Origin of the sequence: Cohnella fermenti (genome assembly GCF_004801405.1) — a bacterium.
GTDB lineage: Bacteria > Bacillota > Bacilli > Paenibacillales > Paenibacillaceae > Cohnella > Cohnella fermenti.
Genome location: NZ_SSOB01000029.1, coordinates 1 through 14,599 on the forward strand (window position 1 = coordinate 1; position 14,599 = coordinate 14,599).

Sequence of the window (14,599 nt, forward strand, 5' to 3'; positions counted from 1 at the left end):
CCGCCTCAAGATGAGATTTCCCAGTAGGTAAGACCCCTGGAAGAACACCAGGTAGATAGGCTCGGGGTGGAAGCGCGGCAACGTGTGGAGCTGACGAGTACTAATCGGTCGAGGGCTTATCCTAAGAAGCAGACGCAAGGCAGGAAGAAGATGCTGAATACACGCTAACTCGTTTCGTATCCGGTTATCAAGGCGCAAGCTTTGAGACGGCGCAAGCCATTCCTATTCCCTGATAGCTCAGTTGGTAGAGCACTCGACTGTTAATCGAGTTGTCACAGGTTCGAGTCCTGTTCGGGGAGCCATATGGAGAGATACCCAAGTGGCTATAAGGGGCTCCTCTGCTAAGGGAGTAGACTGCGTAAGCGGTGCGAGGGTTCGAATCCCTCTCTCTCCGCCACTTCGGTGGCGCAAGCAAGTAAGCAAGTTGTACATAGCGCGGAGCCGTGGTGTAGAGGCCTAACATGCCTGCCTGTCACGCAGGAGACCGCGGGTTCGAATCCCGTCGGCTCCGCCACTTAACAACTTGGCAACAGATCAACTTTGTCCCGACAGATCAACTTCATATGCGGAAATAGCTCAGTGGTAGAGCATCTCGTTGCCAACGAGAAGGTCGCGGGTTCGAATCCCGTTTTCCGCTCCAGATGAACACGACAAGAAGCTCTGCGAGAGAGCTTCTTTTTTTATTAGGGGTGTGCCTCCCGCCGGATGCGAGATTTTATATGAAAATTCACATTGGTGCAGCTCGGAAACAGGCCGTTTGGGCGATTCTATGTGAAAAATAGCATACGTGGAGGAATTTCCGGGCCGAGTTGTCGTATGTATGCTAAAAATCACATAAAACGTCGCAATTCCCGCCAATTCAAGCAGATGAATGCGAAAAATCATATAAAATCACGAGATGCGAACTTAATTCCGCAATGGATTAAAGTTATCTCGAAAAGATGCTATAATAAGGACGTTCCGGTTGAGCCGGCCTAACCTAATGAGACTCAGATCTACGCTAATAAGACTTCCTCTAACGAATTGGAGAGTTGCAAGATGGAGAACGAGCATTCAAGCTGTTGTTCCACCGGTCGCGCTGCCGTCGGCGGCGACGGTCCGACAGACGACACTAGCGTAACCTTTAGCTCGCGTCTGAGAAGAACGCCGGTCGAGGAGACGCCGGATACGTCGGGGATGGTCTACATTCCGGAAGGCTCGTTCCTGATGGGGACGAACGATCGGGAAGGCTTCCCCGCGGATGGGGAAGGGCCCGTTCATCCCGTGCAGATGTCCGGCTTCTATATGGACCGCTATGCGGTGACGAACGATGAATTCGCCCGGTTCGTTCGGGCAACCGGCTATGCGACCGAAGCGGAGCGGTTCGGCTGGTCGTTCGTCTTCCACTTGTTCGTCTCGCCCGCTACTGCGGCTCTGGTTACGAAGACGCCGGCGGGAACCCCGTGGTGGCTGGTTGTGGACGGGGCGTATTGGGCGCATCCCGAAGGGCCGGATTCGAATCTCGACGGTCGCGGCGATCACCCGGTCGTCCATGTCTCCTGGAATGATGCCATGGCTTATTGCCGGTGGTCGGGCAAGCGGCTGCCGACCGAAGCGGAGTGGGAATACGCCGCGCGCGGCGGGCTGCAGCAGAAGAGGTACCCGTGGGGGGACGAGCTGAAGCCGGGCGGCGAGCACCGCTGCAATATCTGGCAGGGCAAGTTCCCGATCAAGGACCACGCCAGCGACGGCTATTCGGGGACGGCGCCGGTCGACAGCTATAAGCCGAACGGCTACGGCTTGTACAATATGGCCGGGAACGTATGGGAATGGTGCGGGGACTGGTTCCATCCGGCCGCTTATGCCAACAGCGAGAAGGCGAACCCGCAAGGCCCCGGCCAAGGCACCGAGAGGGTGATGCGCGGCGGCTCCTACCTGTGCCACAGCTCGTACTGCAACCGTTATCGGGTAGCAGCCCGGAACAAGAATACGCCGGACAGCTCGAGCGGCAACATCGGCTTCCGCTGCGTCGTCTCCGCGACACCGTAACGACCGTTGACGCCTCTATCGCCACACATCGCCGCACCGCAACCATCGATGCCTCGCAAGCATCGCCATACCGTCACACGTCGCCACACCGCAAGCATCGCCGGTATCGCCAAACGTCGCCATATCGCAAGCATCGGCGCCCCGCAAGCCCCGGTCTAAACCCGGTGCAGCTTGCGATGCGCCGATGGCGTCATGCCCAGCTTGGACGTGAATACGCGGCTTAAGTAGAAGCCGTTCTCGTAGCCGCATTGCTGCGCGATCCGGTCGAGCGGCAGCGACGTCTCCTCCAGCAGGCGGCACGCGCGGCCGAGCCGCAGCCCTGTCGTGAAGTCGGATGGGGTCGAACGGTAGGCCGCGCGGAACCGTCTCGTCAACTGCACGGGACTGATGCCGAGAGCATCGGACAGCTCCCTCATCGCGAACGGCTCGAAGGCATGCTCCTGCAGCCAGCGCCGGGCCTCCTGCATGTCCGGGTCGGGTTCGCCCGCCTCCGAGTCCGCCTCGGAAGCGGCCCGGCTCCGTTCCATCTCCAGTTGCCTCCACAGATCCTCCACCATATGCTTCATGCGGCCATGTCCCGGTTCCTGGCGAATGCCGCTCCCGATCTCCTTCAGATAGCGGTACGTCGAGAGCAGACGATCGGCGTCCTTGATCGTCCACCGCCCGCTGCGCAGCTCCGCTTCCTCCGGGGACGGCTGTTCCTCCCAATCGAATTTAATGAAGTGGAAGCTCAGCGGCGTAATCGTCCTCCGGTGAAACGCAATGCCCGGAGGACAGACGACAATATCCCCGAAGCCCGCTTCTCCTTCCCGCTCCCCGATCCGATAGGCGAACTGTCCGCTCTCGACCGCGAACATCGTCCAACTGGCATCCGTGTCATGATCGAGCAGGAACTGCTTCTTGCGATTCCAGAAAATATAAGCGACCGGGCGAATCGACCATGGGTTCGGCAAGGTCAGACACCGTCCTGTTCTCGTGAACCAAAGTGTACGACTATTGTAATGGGATTGTGCTACTTAAACCAGCCCTTCTCCTTGAACCGCGAGATCGCTTCGATGCGGTTGCTTACGTTGAGCTTGTTCAGAATAACGGAGATGTAGTTGCGGACGGTGCCGGTCGTGATGTAGAGGCTGCTGGCGATCTCCTTCGTGTTCTTGCCGTCGGCGATCATGCCGAGCACTTCCGTCTCGCGTTCGGTGAGCGGATTGTCCGGCTGGATCGACTCGTCGACGAGCTCGGGAGCGTAGATGCGCCGGCCGGCCATGACGCTGCGGATGGATGCGGCAAGCTCTTCGCTGGGGCTGTCCTTCAGCAGATAGGCGCTGACCCCGGCGCGGAGCGCACGCTCGAAGTAGCCGGCGCGGGCGAACGTCGTCAGAATGATCACCTTGCAGCCCAGCCCGCGGATCTCCTCGGCGGCGTCCAGGCCGGTCTTGACCGGCATCTCGATATCCATGACGCATATGTCCGGCTTCCGCTCGCGAATCAGCTTCAGCGCTTCTTCGCCGTTGCCTGCCCGGCCGACGACCTGCATGTCGTCTTCCAGATCGAGCAGGGAGGCGAGCGCGCCGAGCAGCATCCGCTGATCCTCCGCGATAACGATTCGTATCATTCCGTTGACCCCCATCCTTGGTTGGCTGCGTCAATCGTAGGCACATGCATGACAATCGTCAACCCGCGCTCCGACCGAAGCTGGAGCGAGCCGTTCACGAACTCCAACCGCTCCTTGATGCCGCGGATGCCGTTCCCCCGCGCCAGTGGCTCGGACACCCCGCGCAGCCCGACGCCGTCATCCCGGACGGTTACGGTCAGGCCGCTCGAATTCCGCTCGATCAGCACCTCGCAGCGCTCCGCTCCGCTATGCTTCACGACATTGGTGACCGCCTCCTTGAGGCACATGCTCAGCACGTTCTCCGTCAGCAGCGTGGCGCCCGTCTCGGCGGGCGGGGCGTCGATGGCGGCTTCGATCTGCGCCGCGCCCAGAATCTGCCGGACGTGGTGCAGCTCCTCCTCGAGCCGCGTTCCCCGCATCTGGGTGACGAGCTCCCGCACTTCCTTCAGCGCAACGCGCGCCGTCTGCTGGACGTCCTTCATCTCCTTCTTCGCCCGGAGAGGGTCGGCCACCGTCAGCTTGCTCGCCAGATCGCTCTTCAGCCCGATAAGCGACAGCTTCTGGCCGAGCGTATCGTGAAGATCCCGGGCGATGCGCTGCCGCTCCTCCATGACGACGAGCTCGGAGATCCGCTTGTTGGCATGCTCCAGTTGTCCTTCCAGCCTGCCTTGCTTCTTGCTGTTGTGAATGTTGAACGGGAGCAGAATGACAACAAGCAAGTTGATGAATATAAACGGGAACTGGGACAGGAACAGAGGCTTGGACGAAGCGAGGCCGTAGTTCATCGTCAGGAAGGTCGTGGCCAGGTTGATGACGTACATCGTAATGAAGCCCGCCCGATTCTCGATCGTGCCGATGAAGTACGCGAGGAACAGCGCGAAGTAGACGTACTCGAACAGCAGCGACATCGTGATCGCGACAACGATCTGCACGCTTGTCCAGAAGTAGACCTTCCAGCCCTTGGACATGAAGGCGAGCCGATAGCTGATGAAGAACACGACAACGAGGACGATGCCGGCGACGACCTGCGGCGTATGGGACGAACGGAAAATGAAGTAGAAGGGCAGAATGCAGAAGACGAGCCATACGTAAGGATTAAGGCCCGTGTTCCGCTGGAATATGGAATACCACTTGTTCAAGGCGATCCTCCAGAGAGCGGCTGTGACATCTCTTCCATCATAGCACAGCGTCGCGGAATCGCACGAATCTTCTGCCGGCTTCGTCCCACAGCTTGAAGCGAAGGGAGGCAAGGCTTGTTCGCAGCGTGATCGTCGTGGCCTGCTGCAGAGGCGGCGTCGCGTTGTGGGCTTCCTCGAGCCGATAATTCGGCACCTTCGGGCTCAGGTGATGGACGTGATGGAAGCCGATGTTGCCGCTCATCCATTGGAGCAGCTTCGGCAGCTTGTAGTAGGAACTTCCCTCGACCGCCGCTTTGACGTAACTCCACTCGTCGTCCTTTTCAAAGTAGGATTCCTCGAATTGATGCTGAACGTAGAACAGCCAGATGCCGAAGACGCCGGAGAACCAGAAGATCGGCACTTGCACGAGCAGGAACGCCTTCCATCCGACGAGCAGGATCAGCGCCGCGTACAGCAGGACGATCAGCAGATTGGTGACGTACGTGTTGATGCGCTCCTTGCGCTTGGCTCCGCGCCGGTTGAACCGATACAGCAGCAGGAAGATATAGATCGGGCCGAGGCCGAACATGACGATCGGATTGCGATAAATCCGGTATTGCAGCTTCTTCCAGACGGAGGCGGCGCGGTACTCCTCGACCGTCAGAATCCAGATGTCCCCGATGCCCCGCTTGTCGAGGTTGCTGCTCGTGGCATGGTGCATGGCGTGGCTGTACTTCCATTGCTCGAACGGAGTAAGCGTGATCGCCCCGGTAATCGTCCCGACGATCTTGTTGAGCTTGCGGTTGCGGAAGAACGACATGTGACAGCAATCGTGGAAAATAATAAACGTACGCAGAACGAACCCCGCGGCGACGACCCCGATAACGAGACTCAGAATAAACGAGACGGACAGGCTGAGGTAGGAACCGTACCAGAGCGCCGCCAGAGGAACGAGGGAGGTGAACAACTGCCGTACGCTTCTCCTCGTGTCCGTGTTCTCGAACGGGCTTACGTCCTTCTTTAATTGCAATTGCTTCTGCTGCACTTGCTTCGCCATGCTCATCCGCCGCAGTCCTCCATTACCCATGCTTAATCGATACTCCCATTGTAAGAAGATTAGGGGAATCGAAGAAGTCATAAGTGTCATATGGGTATATGACGAATGTCATGGTCGAATAGGCTATAATGGGAGAAGCAAGCGGAGCAGGACACGGAGCAGGGCATGACGAGGAGGAGCCATCCATGGAATCAATGGGAACCAAGGCAACGATACATCCGTTCGGGGACAAGCGGCCGGACATTCACGAATCGGCATTCCTGGCGGCAGGGAGCGTCGTGACGGGAGACGTGGAGATCGGCGAGATGACGAGCATCTGGTACAACGTCGTCATTCGCGGGGACGTGGCGCCGACCGTTATCGGGGAGCGGACAAGCATCCAGGACAATTCGACGCTTCATCAGAGTCCCGGCAACCCGCTTATTATCGAGGACGACGTGACGGTCGGCCACAATGCGATTCTGCATAGCTGCATCGTGCGCAAGGGGGCGCTGATCGGGATGGGGGCCATCGTGCTCGACGGAGCCGAGATCGGCGAGGAGGCGATGGTCGCCGCGGGCGCGCTCGTGCCTCCGGGCAAGAAGGTGCCGCCAAGGACGCTGGTCGTCGGTTCGCCGGCGAAGCCGATGCGCGAGCTAACGGAGAGCGACTTCGAGGACATGCGCCGAATTCGCCGGGAGTACGTGGAGAAGGGGCAATATTACAAGGGGCTGGAGTCATAAGCGGGCCGCCTTGCATCCGGCGTTCTCTCCGGCTATACTGTACCTATCCCATCAATAGTAAACGGGTGTTCACGAATGCAGACGCTTAAAGAAGAGATTCACGACCGAATTCTGTCCGCCGCTCTGAACGAATTCGACCAGTACGGGTACAGCCAGTCCTCGATGAGGCGAATCGCGTCCGAGGCGGGCATTACGACCGGCAATATTTATCGTTACTTCGGCAGCAAGGATGAGCTGTTCCAGGCGCTGATCAGGCCGACCTATCTGACCTTCATGCAGCTTATTCTGACGCTTAAGGAAGAGGTCGACCAGGATCTGTTCAAGGATATTCCGGAGCAGATGGGGCTCGTCGACGAGACATTCAGCCGGCTGATCACCCTTCTGGAGGAAGCGCGCCGGGAGACGAAGATTCTGCTGACGCAGAGCGAGGGGTCTTCCTTCGAGCACGCGAAGCGGGAGCTGACCGATATTATCGTTCAGATTTTCTCGAGTGTCATGTTCCCGGGACAAGGGGAGCTCGGCCCGACCGACCGGACGGCCGTCACCATATTAGCGCTAACGATTGTCGAGGGGGTGTGCATTACGCTTCAGACCGTCAGCGAGCGGGAACAGATTCGCCATTCGTTCCTGGAGCTGGCGGCGGTGTTCGCCGCAGGGCTTAAGGAGAAGGCGGCCAGGCAGTGTTGAGCCGGCTTGCTCCGCCTTGCGCCAATAATGAACGAGTGTTTATGTTTGACAGAGAAGAAGTTCAACTTGGAGAGGATCGTGGAGGTTCAACATGGCTAAGCTGCTTTATCGATTGGGAAAATGGTGCGTTCGTCGGCCGTCGGCGGTTATTGCGAGCTGGGTGCTGCTGCTGGGGATTACGGTTGTGCTCGGCATGGTGTTCAAGGGACCGATCAGCAACGACATGTCGATCCCGGGCACGAAGGCGCAGGATGCGCTCGACTTGCTGAATGAAGAGTTCTCTCAAGCCGCGGGAGGCTCGGTTCGCGTCATCTTCGCCGTCCAGGACGGAACGCTGGCCGACGAGGCGAACCAGCAGGCGATTGCAAGCGCTCTGGAAGCGCTGAGGCAGGACCAGGCGGTCATCAATGTGTCCGATCCGTTCGCGACGGGAACCGTCAGCCAGGATCAGAGGATCGGGTACGCCGACGTCACGTACAGCTCGGCCGCTTCGGAAGTGACCGAGGAGTCCAAGGAGCATGTCCTGGACGCCATCGAGATTACCCGCGAGGCCGGCGTGCAGACCGAGCTTGGCGGCGACGTCCAGATGTCCGAGCTGGAGATCATCGGCGTCTCCGAGATCGTCGGCATCGTGTTCGCGTTGCTCGTGCTGATCGTCACCTTCCGGTCGTTCATGGCGTCCTGGATGCCGATCGCGACCGCGCTCGTCGGCGTCGGCATCGGTATTATGTGCGTCTACTACAGCGCGAATATATTCTCCATCACGTCGACCGGAACGATTCTGGCCGTTATGCTCGGGCTTGCGGTCGGCATCGACTATGCGCTGTTCATTATCTCGCGCCACCGCCAGCAGATGGCGGAAGGCGTGGAGGCGAAGGAATCGGTCGCCCGCGCCAATGCAACGGCGGGCAGCGCGGTTATCTTCGCCGGGCTGACGGTCATTATCGCGCTGGCTGGATTGTCCATCGTCCGAATTCCGTTCCTGACCGTCATGGGGCTGGCCGGAGCGTTCACCGTGCTGATCGCGGTCATCGTCGCCGTCACGCTGCTGCCGAGCGTGCTCGGGCTCGCCGGTTCGCGGCTGGCTCCTAAGCAGAAGAAGCTGAAGAGGAAGCCGGCGGAGAAGAAGACGCAGACGCCGTTCGCCTACAAGTGGGCGCGGTTCGCCTCCCGCTATCCGATTCCCGTCGCGCTTGTCGTGATCGCCCTGCTGGTCGTTGTCGCGCTGCCGATGAGGCACATGGAGCTCGGCCTTCCGGACAACGGCTCCAAACCGGTCTACTCGACCGAACGCAAGGGCTACGATCTGCTGTCGCAGGGCTTCGGCCCCGGCTTTAACGGGCCTCTGGTCGTTGTCGTGAAGGGCAGCGGCACGGGCGACATCACGGAGGAAGCGACGGCGGAAGCGGCCAAGGTGCAGCAGCTCGCGGGCGTGGCCTTCGTCTCCTCGCCGATCCCGAATCAGACCGGCGACATCGCGCTGCTGAGCGTCGTTCCGCTGACCGGCCCGAACGACAAGGCGACACAGCAGCTCGTTCACGACATTCGCGCCGCCAGCGACAAGCTGATGGTCACGGGCGCGACGGCGCTGAACATCGACATCTCCGAGCGGTTGAACGACGCGTTCCCGATCTTCGCGACCGCGATCGTCGTGCTCGCCTTTGTTCTGCTGACTCTCGTGTTCCGTTCCATTCTCGTGCCGCTCAAGGCGATCGTCGGCTTCCTGCTCTCGATCTTCGCAACGATGGGCGCGGTCGTCTCGATCTTCCAGGACGGCCATCTGGCGGACGTGTTCGATGTCGCGAACCCCGGCGTCATCCTGTGCTTCCTGCCGATTCTGCTGACCGGGCTGCTCTTCGGCCTGGCGATGGACTACGAGGTGTTCCTCGTCAGCCGCATGCGCGAGGAGTTCACGCATAAGGGCCGCGCGAAGGAAGCCGTCTACGACGGCATGGGCCTCAGCGGCCGGGTCGTCACGGCGGCGGGCCTCATCATGATCTTCGTGTTCGGCAGCTTCATCTTCGTCGACGATCCGATGATCAAGGTCATGGGCTTCTCGCTCACTGCGGGCGTGCTGATCGACGCGTTCCTCGTTCGGATGACGCTTGTTCCCGCCGTTATGGCGCTTCTCGGCCGCTCCGCCTGGTACCTGCCGAAGGGACTGGCGAAGATTCTGCCGAACGTCGACATCGAAGGCGACTCGATCAAGAAGGAGCTCGAGCAGGCGTAGGCGCAGGTTCGATTGGTCGGTTGGTCGGTCGGTCGGCGAGGTGGAAGCCCATTTTATGTGAAAAACCGCATTGGCGCGGCTCCGTAACGGGCAGTTTGGACGGTTTTATGTGATAAATAGTGTATATGGAGGAAGTCCGGCTCAGATGAGCCGGATGTATGCTATAAATCACATAAAACGTCGCGATTCCCGCCCCAGCCAAGCCAACGAATGTGAAAAATAGTATAAAATCGCAAAAGCGTGCGGACTTGATAGGAGGGAGGGAGGGAATGCAATGATTTTTTTTGAGAAGACCAATAAGCTGTCCAATATCTTGTTTGTCCTCTTCGCTTTGTTTCTCATTCTGACGATCGTCTTCTTCGCACGCAGCCAATTCACCGAGGTTCTCTTCGACAACTTCACCAACGATCTGAGAGGGACGGTCTGGATGCTCGTCTGCTTGATGATTGCGATTGCCTCGTTAATAGCGGGAATATCCCTCAAGTGCTTGGTACGAGAAACGAATGAGGAGCTTCGGATGCTGGAGGACAGGATGAAGCGCGGGAGGTAAGGGGAGACAAGACGGGAAGGTGAGAGGGGAAGATAAGAGGACATTGGGATAAGCAAGCCGCATCCGGTGGATAATAATGCTAAATGAACCAAGCTCCGAGAGGATGCGGATGCATGACTTCCAACGATATTCTGGCCGCTCAGGACCATCGTCCTTTTGAATTGCCCAAGGGCAAGTGGCGGATTCGGCAGACGTGGCATGATCTGCTGTTTGCCCATTGGCCCGTCGAACCGGAGCGGATTGCGCCATACGTCCCGAAGCAGCTCGAATTGGACTTGTGGGACGGCGCTGCCTGGGTATCCGTGTCGCCATTCCTGGTGAGCCCCCTAAGCATTCGAGGGCTGCCGACGCTCCCGCTTGCGCGCTCGTTCTGCGAATTGAATATGCGAACCTACGTTGTTTACCGCGGCAGGCCGGGCGTCTACTTCTTCAGCCTGGACGCGTCCAGCCGGCTTGCCGTCGAAGCGGCGAGATTGACCGGCTTGCCGTATTTCCATGCGGCCATCAGCATGAAGCGGGAGAAGGAGCTGATTCTCTACGCTTGCGACAGGAACGATGCCCGGATGCGTTCCGCCAGCTTCGCCGGCATTTACTATCCGACAAGCGGCGAGATCTGCCATGCGGAGCCCGACACGCGCCTGCACTGGCTGACGGAGAGGTATCGCTTGTACTCGGTTAAACGAGACGGCGTGATGGCCATCGATATCCACCACCTTCCCTGGCCGCTGCAGTCGGCGGAATGGATTGCGGACAAGAACACGATGGGCGAGGCATGGGGGATCGAGCTGCCCGATGTGAAGCCGATTCTGACCTACTCGAAGTTTCTCGATGTGCTGATATGGCCGATGAAGATGCTTAATTAAGGGATCATAGCGAACATGGCTTAGAATTCGCCATGCGCATCTTACCTGCGTACATACTTCCTTGACCATCCTCTCTCTATAATGAAGCTGTTGCAGTCAGACCGAATGACTGCGCGAGATGGAGGAAGACGGATCGCGAGGAGGATGTCTATGCAGCCTAACCTATTGTTTGTATTCGCAGATCAATGGCGGCGATCGGCGGCGGGCTATCGAGGGGAAGACCCGGTCCTGACGCCGGAGATTGATGAATTCGCGAAGTCGAGCTTGACGTTGGATCGGGCAATCAGTTGCTTCCCGTTATGCTCGCCGAACCGGGCGGCGATGCTGACGGGAAAATTCCCGCTGACGAACGGGGTGACGACCAACTGCAAGCCGGGCCTGTCCGTCGCGCTTCGGGAAGGGGAGACCGGCATCGGGAACGCTCTGAAGGAGGCCGGCTACGCGACGGGATATATCGGCAAGTGGCATCTTGATCTGCCCGAACAGAATGCCGAACCGGAACCGGCATCCGGCGCGCGTCATTGGGATGCGTATACGCCTCCGGGACCGAAGAGACTCGGCTTCGACTTCTGGTATTCGTACGGGGCGCACGACGAGCATAATGCACCGCATTACTGGATGGACAGTCCGGAGATGATTCAGGCGGACGAATGGTCGCTGAAGCACGAGACGGACGTCGCCATCCGCTTTCTGCAGGAGCGGGACAAGACCAAGCCATTCGCGCTGTATGTATCCTGGAATCCTCCGCACCAGCCGTTCGATCAAGTTCCAGAATGCTATCGCAGCCGGTATTCGGACTGCGAGACGGTTCTGCCCTTGAACGTCTCCGGAGACGGCATCGGGCAAGCCGAAGCGCATCTGCGCGATTATTATGCGGCGATAACCGGAATGAGCGAGCAGTTCGGCAGACTGCTCGACGAACTGGAGCAGGAAGGGATCTCGGACGACACGATCATCGTCCTGACCTCCGATCACGGAGAGACGATGGGGGCTCACGGCTGGCTCGAGCATAAGAACATCTGGTACGAGGAAGCGATCGGAATTCCGTTCCTGATCCGATGGCCAGGCAGGATTGAGCCGGGAAGAGAGGCGGTATTGATCAATAGCGTGGATCAAGCGCCGACCTTGCTTGGGCTTCTGGATATTCCCGTGCCGGAGCCGATGGAAGGAGTCGACCTCTCCGTACATCTGCTGGGCGGGCAAGATACTCTCCCCTCGTCGGCATTCATCTGTCATTATCCGGGCTCCGTCTCGGAGCATGAGGAAGCTCGCCGTCTCGGCCTAGACATAAACAGCTTCGGCTGGCGGGGCATTCGAACCGCGAAGCATACGTATGTGGCGCAACACCCCTTCTCGGCAAGGGAGCAGCCGCCGGTCCGGCTTCTGTACGACAATGCTGCCGATCCGTATCAGTTGCAGCCGAGGAGAATGGAGTGTCCGCCGAATGACCTAGTCGCAGCCGGGCTCGAGAAGGAGCTTCTTGACTGGCTGGAGCGATTGGACGATCCATTCGCGGCCGCTCTGCGCTCTGAATCGCCGATTTGAACATTCCTATGAACCGCCTGGGACGGATCCCCGGCGGTTCTCTCTATGTTCCGGAATGTTTGGCGATAACATGCGGCAAGAAACCTCACTTAAGACGGGGCATCACCAGGGATTAGCCCGGAACCACCCGAATGGTTGCGCTTACGCCAGGCGACCCGTCTGGACCGAATGAATAACAGCGCTTTCTTCTATCATTATGTGTCCGCTAATCTGTCTTCGAAGTGAACTTTTCTTACAATAATCTATACGCACCTTAACCCCTGCCATACCCCGCCCGCCCGGTTGCTCTTACAATAAGGTTACATTCAAGGCAAGATGACAGAGGAAGGGGAGAACGACCGGTGGCCATGACCAAGACGGAGGCCGCCCACGCGGCGAGCCTTACGCTGAAGGAGTCCAATCCGGCAAGAGGCAAGAGGGGGAGGGCCATATGGGAATCGCGATATTTATATGTGTTGCTGCTTCCGCTAATGGCTTATATGGCGCTCTTCCAGTATGTGCCGATGTATGGATTGCTGCTCTCGTTCAAGGAGTACAATTATCAATCGATTACCGGAAGCCCGTGGACCGGCCTTGACAACTTCCGGGAGCTGTTCGGCATGTACGAGTTCAAGCGGGTATTCTCGAATACGCTTATTATCGCCTTCGGCCGCCTGCTCTTCGAATTCCCGGTACCGATTCTGTTCGCGCTTCTTATCAATGAGGTGCGGAGGAAGAGGGCGCGCACTTTCTACCAGATCGTATACACATTCCCGCACTTCCTGTCCTGGGTCATCATCTCGGGCATCATGCTGAACTTCCTCGGCGATATGGGCGTCTTCAATATCATTCTGCAATCGCTGGGAATGGAGAAGACGAATCTGTTGACCGATGCCGGAAGCTTCAAGGGCGTTCTGTTCGGGACGAGCATCTGGAAGGAGCTGGGCTGGGGAACGATCATCTACCTTGCCGCCATCTCCGGCATTAACCCGGAGATGTACGAATCGGCAGAGATCGACGGCGCGGGTCGCCTGCGCAAAATAACGGCGATTACATGGCCCGCGATCAAGGGAACGGTGCTTGTCCTGTTTATTCTGGCGCTTGGCAATGTAATGGGCGGAGCGGGATTCGATCAGATATTCAACATGGACAACGCGGCTGTTCGCGACTCCTCGGATATCCTGGATACTTACATCTATCGAGCGACCTTCCTGCAAGGCGCAAGCTTCGGCTTCACTACCGCAGTCAGTCTGTTCAAGTCGGTCATCAATTGCTTGCTGCTGCTTGCCGCACATTACGCCGTCAAGTCCAGAGGGCATGGAGGGTTGTTCTAATGAAGCAGAGGTTCACATCCGCCGATCTTGGAATTCATGCGATTCTGTTGCTGACGGCAGCCATGATGATTCTTCCGTTCTATAACGTCTTTATCCAGTCGTTCGCAACACCTGCCGCGGTGGCGCGGCAGCCGTTATACCTGATTCCGACCGTCATCGACTTCAGCTCGTACGAGCTGATCTTCAAGGGGCGGGAGGTGTGGGATGCGCTCGGGGTATCGCTGTTCGTTACGCTGGCGGGCACCGCCGTCAACATGATCACGACTGTCTTCGGGGCCTATGCGCTGACCAAGAAAAGAATGCCGGGCAACCGGATCTTCGTCGGACTCGTTATCTTCCAGATGCTGTTCCATGGCGGCATTGTGCCGACGTACCTCGCTATGAAGGATTATCATCTACTGAATAACGTCTTCGCAATGATCCTTCCGGTTATGGTGAACACTTATTATTTGATCATTATGATGAGCTACTTCCGCAATGTACCGGAAGCGCTGGAGGAAGCGGGGCGAATCGACGGCGCCAACGATATCCAGATTCTGATGAGAATTATTCTGCCGATTTCTCTTCCGACGATTGCGGCTATCAGCCTGTTCTATGCGGTCGATCGTTGGAACGAATGGTGGCATGCGATGATCTATATCCAGGATGTGACGAAGCAGCCGCTCCAACTGTATCTGAGGCAGATGCTGTCGGACGTCAGCCAGATGATGAGCGCCGATCTCGCAGCGGACTTCACCGTAGCGGCGAATGTGTTCACGAACGGAATCAAGATGGCGATGGTCGTCGTGACGGTTATTCCGATTATGCTCGTCTACCCGTGGCTGCAGCGTTACTTTACCTCCGGGGTTATGATTGGCGCGGTGAAGGAATAAGG

General features: G+C 58.2%; 13 protein-coding genes, 4 tRNA genes and 1 rRNA gene. 14 read left to right on the top strand and 4 right to left on the bottom strand.

What is annotated here, in order from left to right; genetic code table 11:
- The 6 genes from E6C55_RS20775 to E6C55_RS20800 all read left to right on the top strand — a co-directional run.
- A 23S ribosomal RNA gene (locus E6C55_RS20775) occupies window positions 1-124 on the top strand; the annotation flags it as partial.
- Between the two features lie 102 nt (window positions 125-226).
- A tRNA-Asn gene (locus E6C55_RS20780) sits at window positions 227-302 on the top strand.
- Window positions 303-305: 3 nt separating this feature from the next.
- Window positions 306-397 (top strand) — tRNA-Ser (locus tag E6C55_RS20785).
- A 40-nt stretch (window positions 398-437) separates the two neighbouring features.
- A tRNA-Asp gene (locus E6C55_RS20790) sits at window positions 438-514 on the top strand.
- 51 nt (window positions 515-565) lie between these two features.
- Window positions 566-640 (top strand) — tRNA-Gly (locus E6C55_RS20795).
- 398 nt (window positions 641-1,038) lie between these two features.
- Window positions 1,039-2,028 carry a formylglycine-generating enzyme family protein gene (locus tag E6C55_RS20800; RefSeq protein ID WP_136371747.1) on the top strand — a complete coding sequence of 330 codons (990 nt, stop codon included), beginning with the start codon at window positions 1,039-1,041 and terminating at the stop codon, window positions 2,026-2,028.
- A 155-nt stretch (window positions 2,029-2,183) separates the two neighbouring features.
- Here the strand turns inward: E6C55_RS20800 and E6C55_RS20805 are convergent, their stop codons facing one another.
- The 4 genes from E6C55_RS20805 to desA are packed head-to-tail and all read right to left on the bottom strand — an operon-like array spanning window position 2,184 to window position 5,815.
- On the bottom strand, window positions 2,184-2,981 hold the full coding sequence (locus tag E6C55_RS20805) for a helix-turn-helix domain-containing protein (RefSeq protein ID WP_136371748.1): 798 nt from the start codon (window positions 2,979-2,981) through the stop codon (window positions 2,184-2,186).
- Window positions 2,982-3,040: 59 nt separating this feature from the next.
- Window positions 3,041-3,640, bottom strand: a complete 600-nt coding sequence (locus tag E6C55_RS20810) for a response regulator transcription factor (protein ID WP_136371749.1) — start codon at window positions 3,638-3,640, stop codon at window positions 3,041-3,043.
- Entirely contained in the window at window positions 3,637-4,779 is a 1,143-nt protein-coding gene (locus E6C55_RS20815; RefSeq protein ID WP_136371750.1) for a sensor histidine kinase, read from the bottom strand. The genes E6C55_RS20810 and E6C55_RS20815 overlap by 4 nt, the downstream gene beginning before the upstream one ends.
- Before the next feature lie 37 nt (window positions 4,780-4,816).
- Window positions 4,817-5,815 carry a Delta(5) desaturase DesA gene (gene desA / locus E6C55_RS20820; protein WP_136371819.1) on the bottom strand — a complete coding sequence of 333 codons (999 nt, stop codon included), beginning with the start codon at window positions 5,813-5,815 and terminating at the stop codon, window positions 4,817-4,819.
- Between the two features lie 185 nt (window positions 5,816-6,000).
- Between desA and E6C55_RS20825 the strand changes: the two genes are divergently transcribed.
- The 8 genes from E6C55_RS20825 (at window position 6,001) to E6C55_RS20860 (ending at window position 14,597) form a co-directional block, all read left to right on the top strand.
- Window positions 6,001-6,537, top strand: a complete 537-nt coding sequence (locus tag E6C55_RS20825; RefSeq protein WP_230986780.1) for a gamma carbonic anhydrase — start codon at window positions 6,001-6,003, stop codon at window positions 6,535-6,537.
- Between the two features lie 75 nt (window positions 6,538-6,612).
- Complete coding sequence (locus E6C55_RS20830; RefSeq protein ID WP_136371751.1) at window positions 6,613-7,224, top strand: TetR/AcrR family transcriptional regulator; 612 nt, start codon at window positions 6,613-6,615, stop codon at window positions 7,222-7,224.
- 91 nt (window positions 7,225-7,315) lie between these two features.
- Window positions 7,316-9,454, top strand: coding sequence for an MMPL family transporter (locus tag E6C55_RS20835; protein ID WP_136371752.1), 2,139 nt, complete (start codon window positions 7,316-7,318; stop codon window positions 9,452-9,454).
- 274 nt (window positions 9,455-9,728) lie between these two features.
- Entirely contained in the window at window positions 9,729-10,004 is a 276-nt protein-coding gene (locus E6C55_RS20840; protein WP_136371753.1) for a hypothetical protein, read from the top strand.
- Between the two features lie 113 nt (window positions 10,005-10,117).
- Window positions 10,118-10,867 carry a YqjF family protein gene (locus tag E6C55_RS20845; protein WP_136371754.1) on the top strand — a complete coding sequence of 250 codons (750 nt, stop codon included), beginning with the start codon at window positions 10,118-10,120 and terminating at the stop codon, window positions 10,865-10,867.
- Between the two features lie 150 nt (window positions 10,868-11,017).
- Window positions 11,018-12,412, top strand: coding sequence for a sulfatase family protein (locus E6C55_RS20850; protein WP_136371755.1), 1,395 nt, complete (start codon window positions 11,018-11,020; stop codon window positions 12,410-12,412).
- A gap of 347 nt (window positions 12,413-12,759) precedes the next feature.
- Entirely contained in the window at window positions 12,760-13,725 is a 966-nt protein-coding gene (locus E6C55_RS20855) for an ABC transporter permease (RefSeq protein WP_136371821.1), read from the top strand.
- Window positions 13,725-14,597 carry a carbohydrate ABC transporter permease gene (locus E6C55_RS20860; RefSeq protein ID WP_136371756.1) on the top strand — a complete coding sequence of 291 codons (873 nt, stop codon included), beginning with the start codon at window positions 13,725-13,727 and terminating at the stop codon, window positions 14,595-14,597. Before E6C55_RS20855 ends, E6C55_RS20860 begins: the two co-directional genes overlap by 1 nt.
- Window positions 14,598-14,599: the final 2 nt, after the last annotated feature.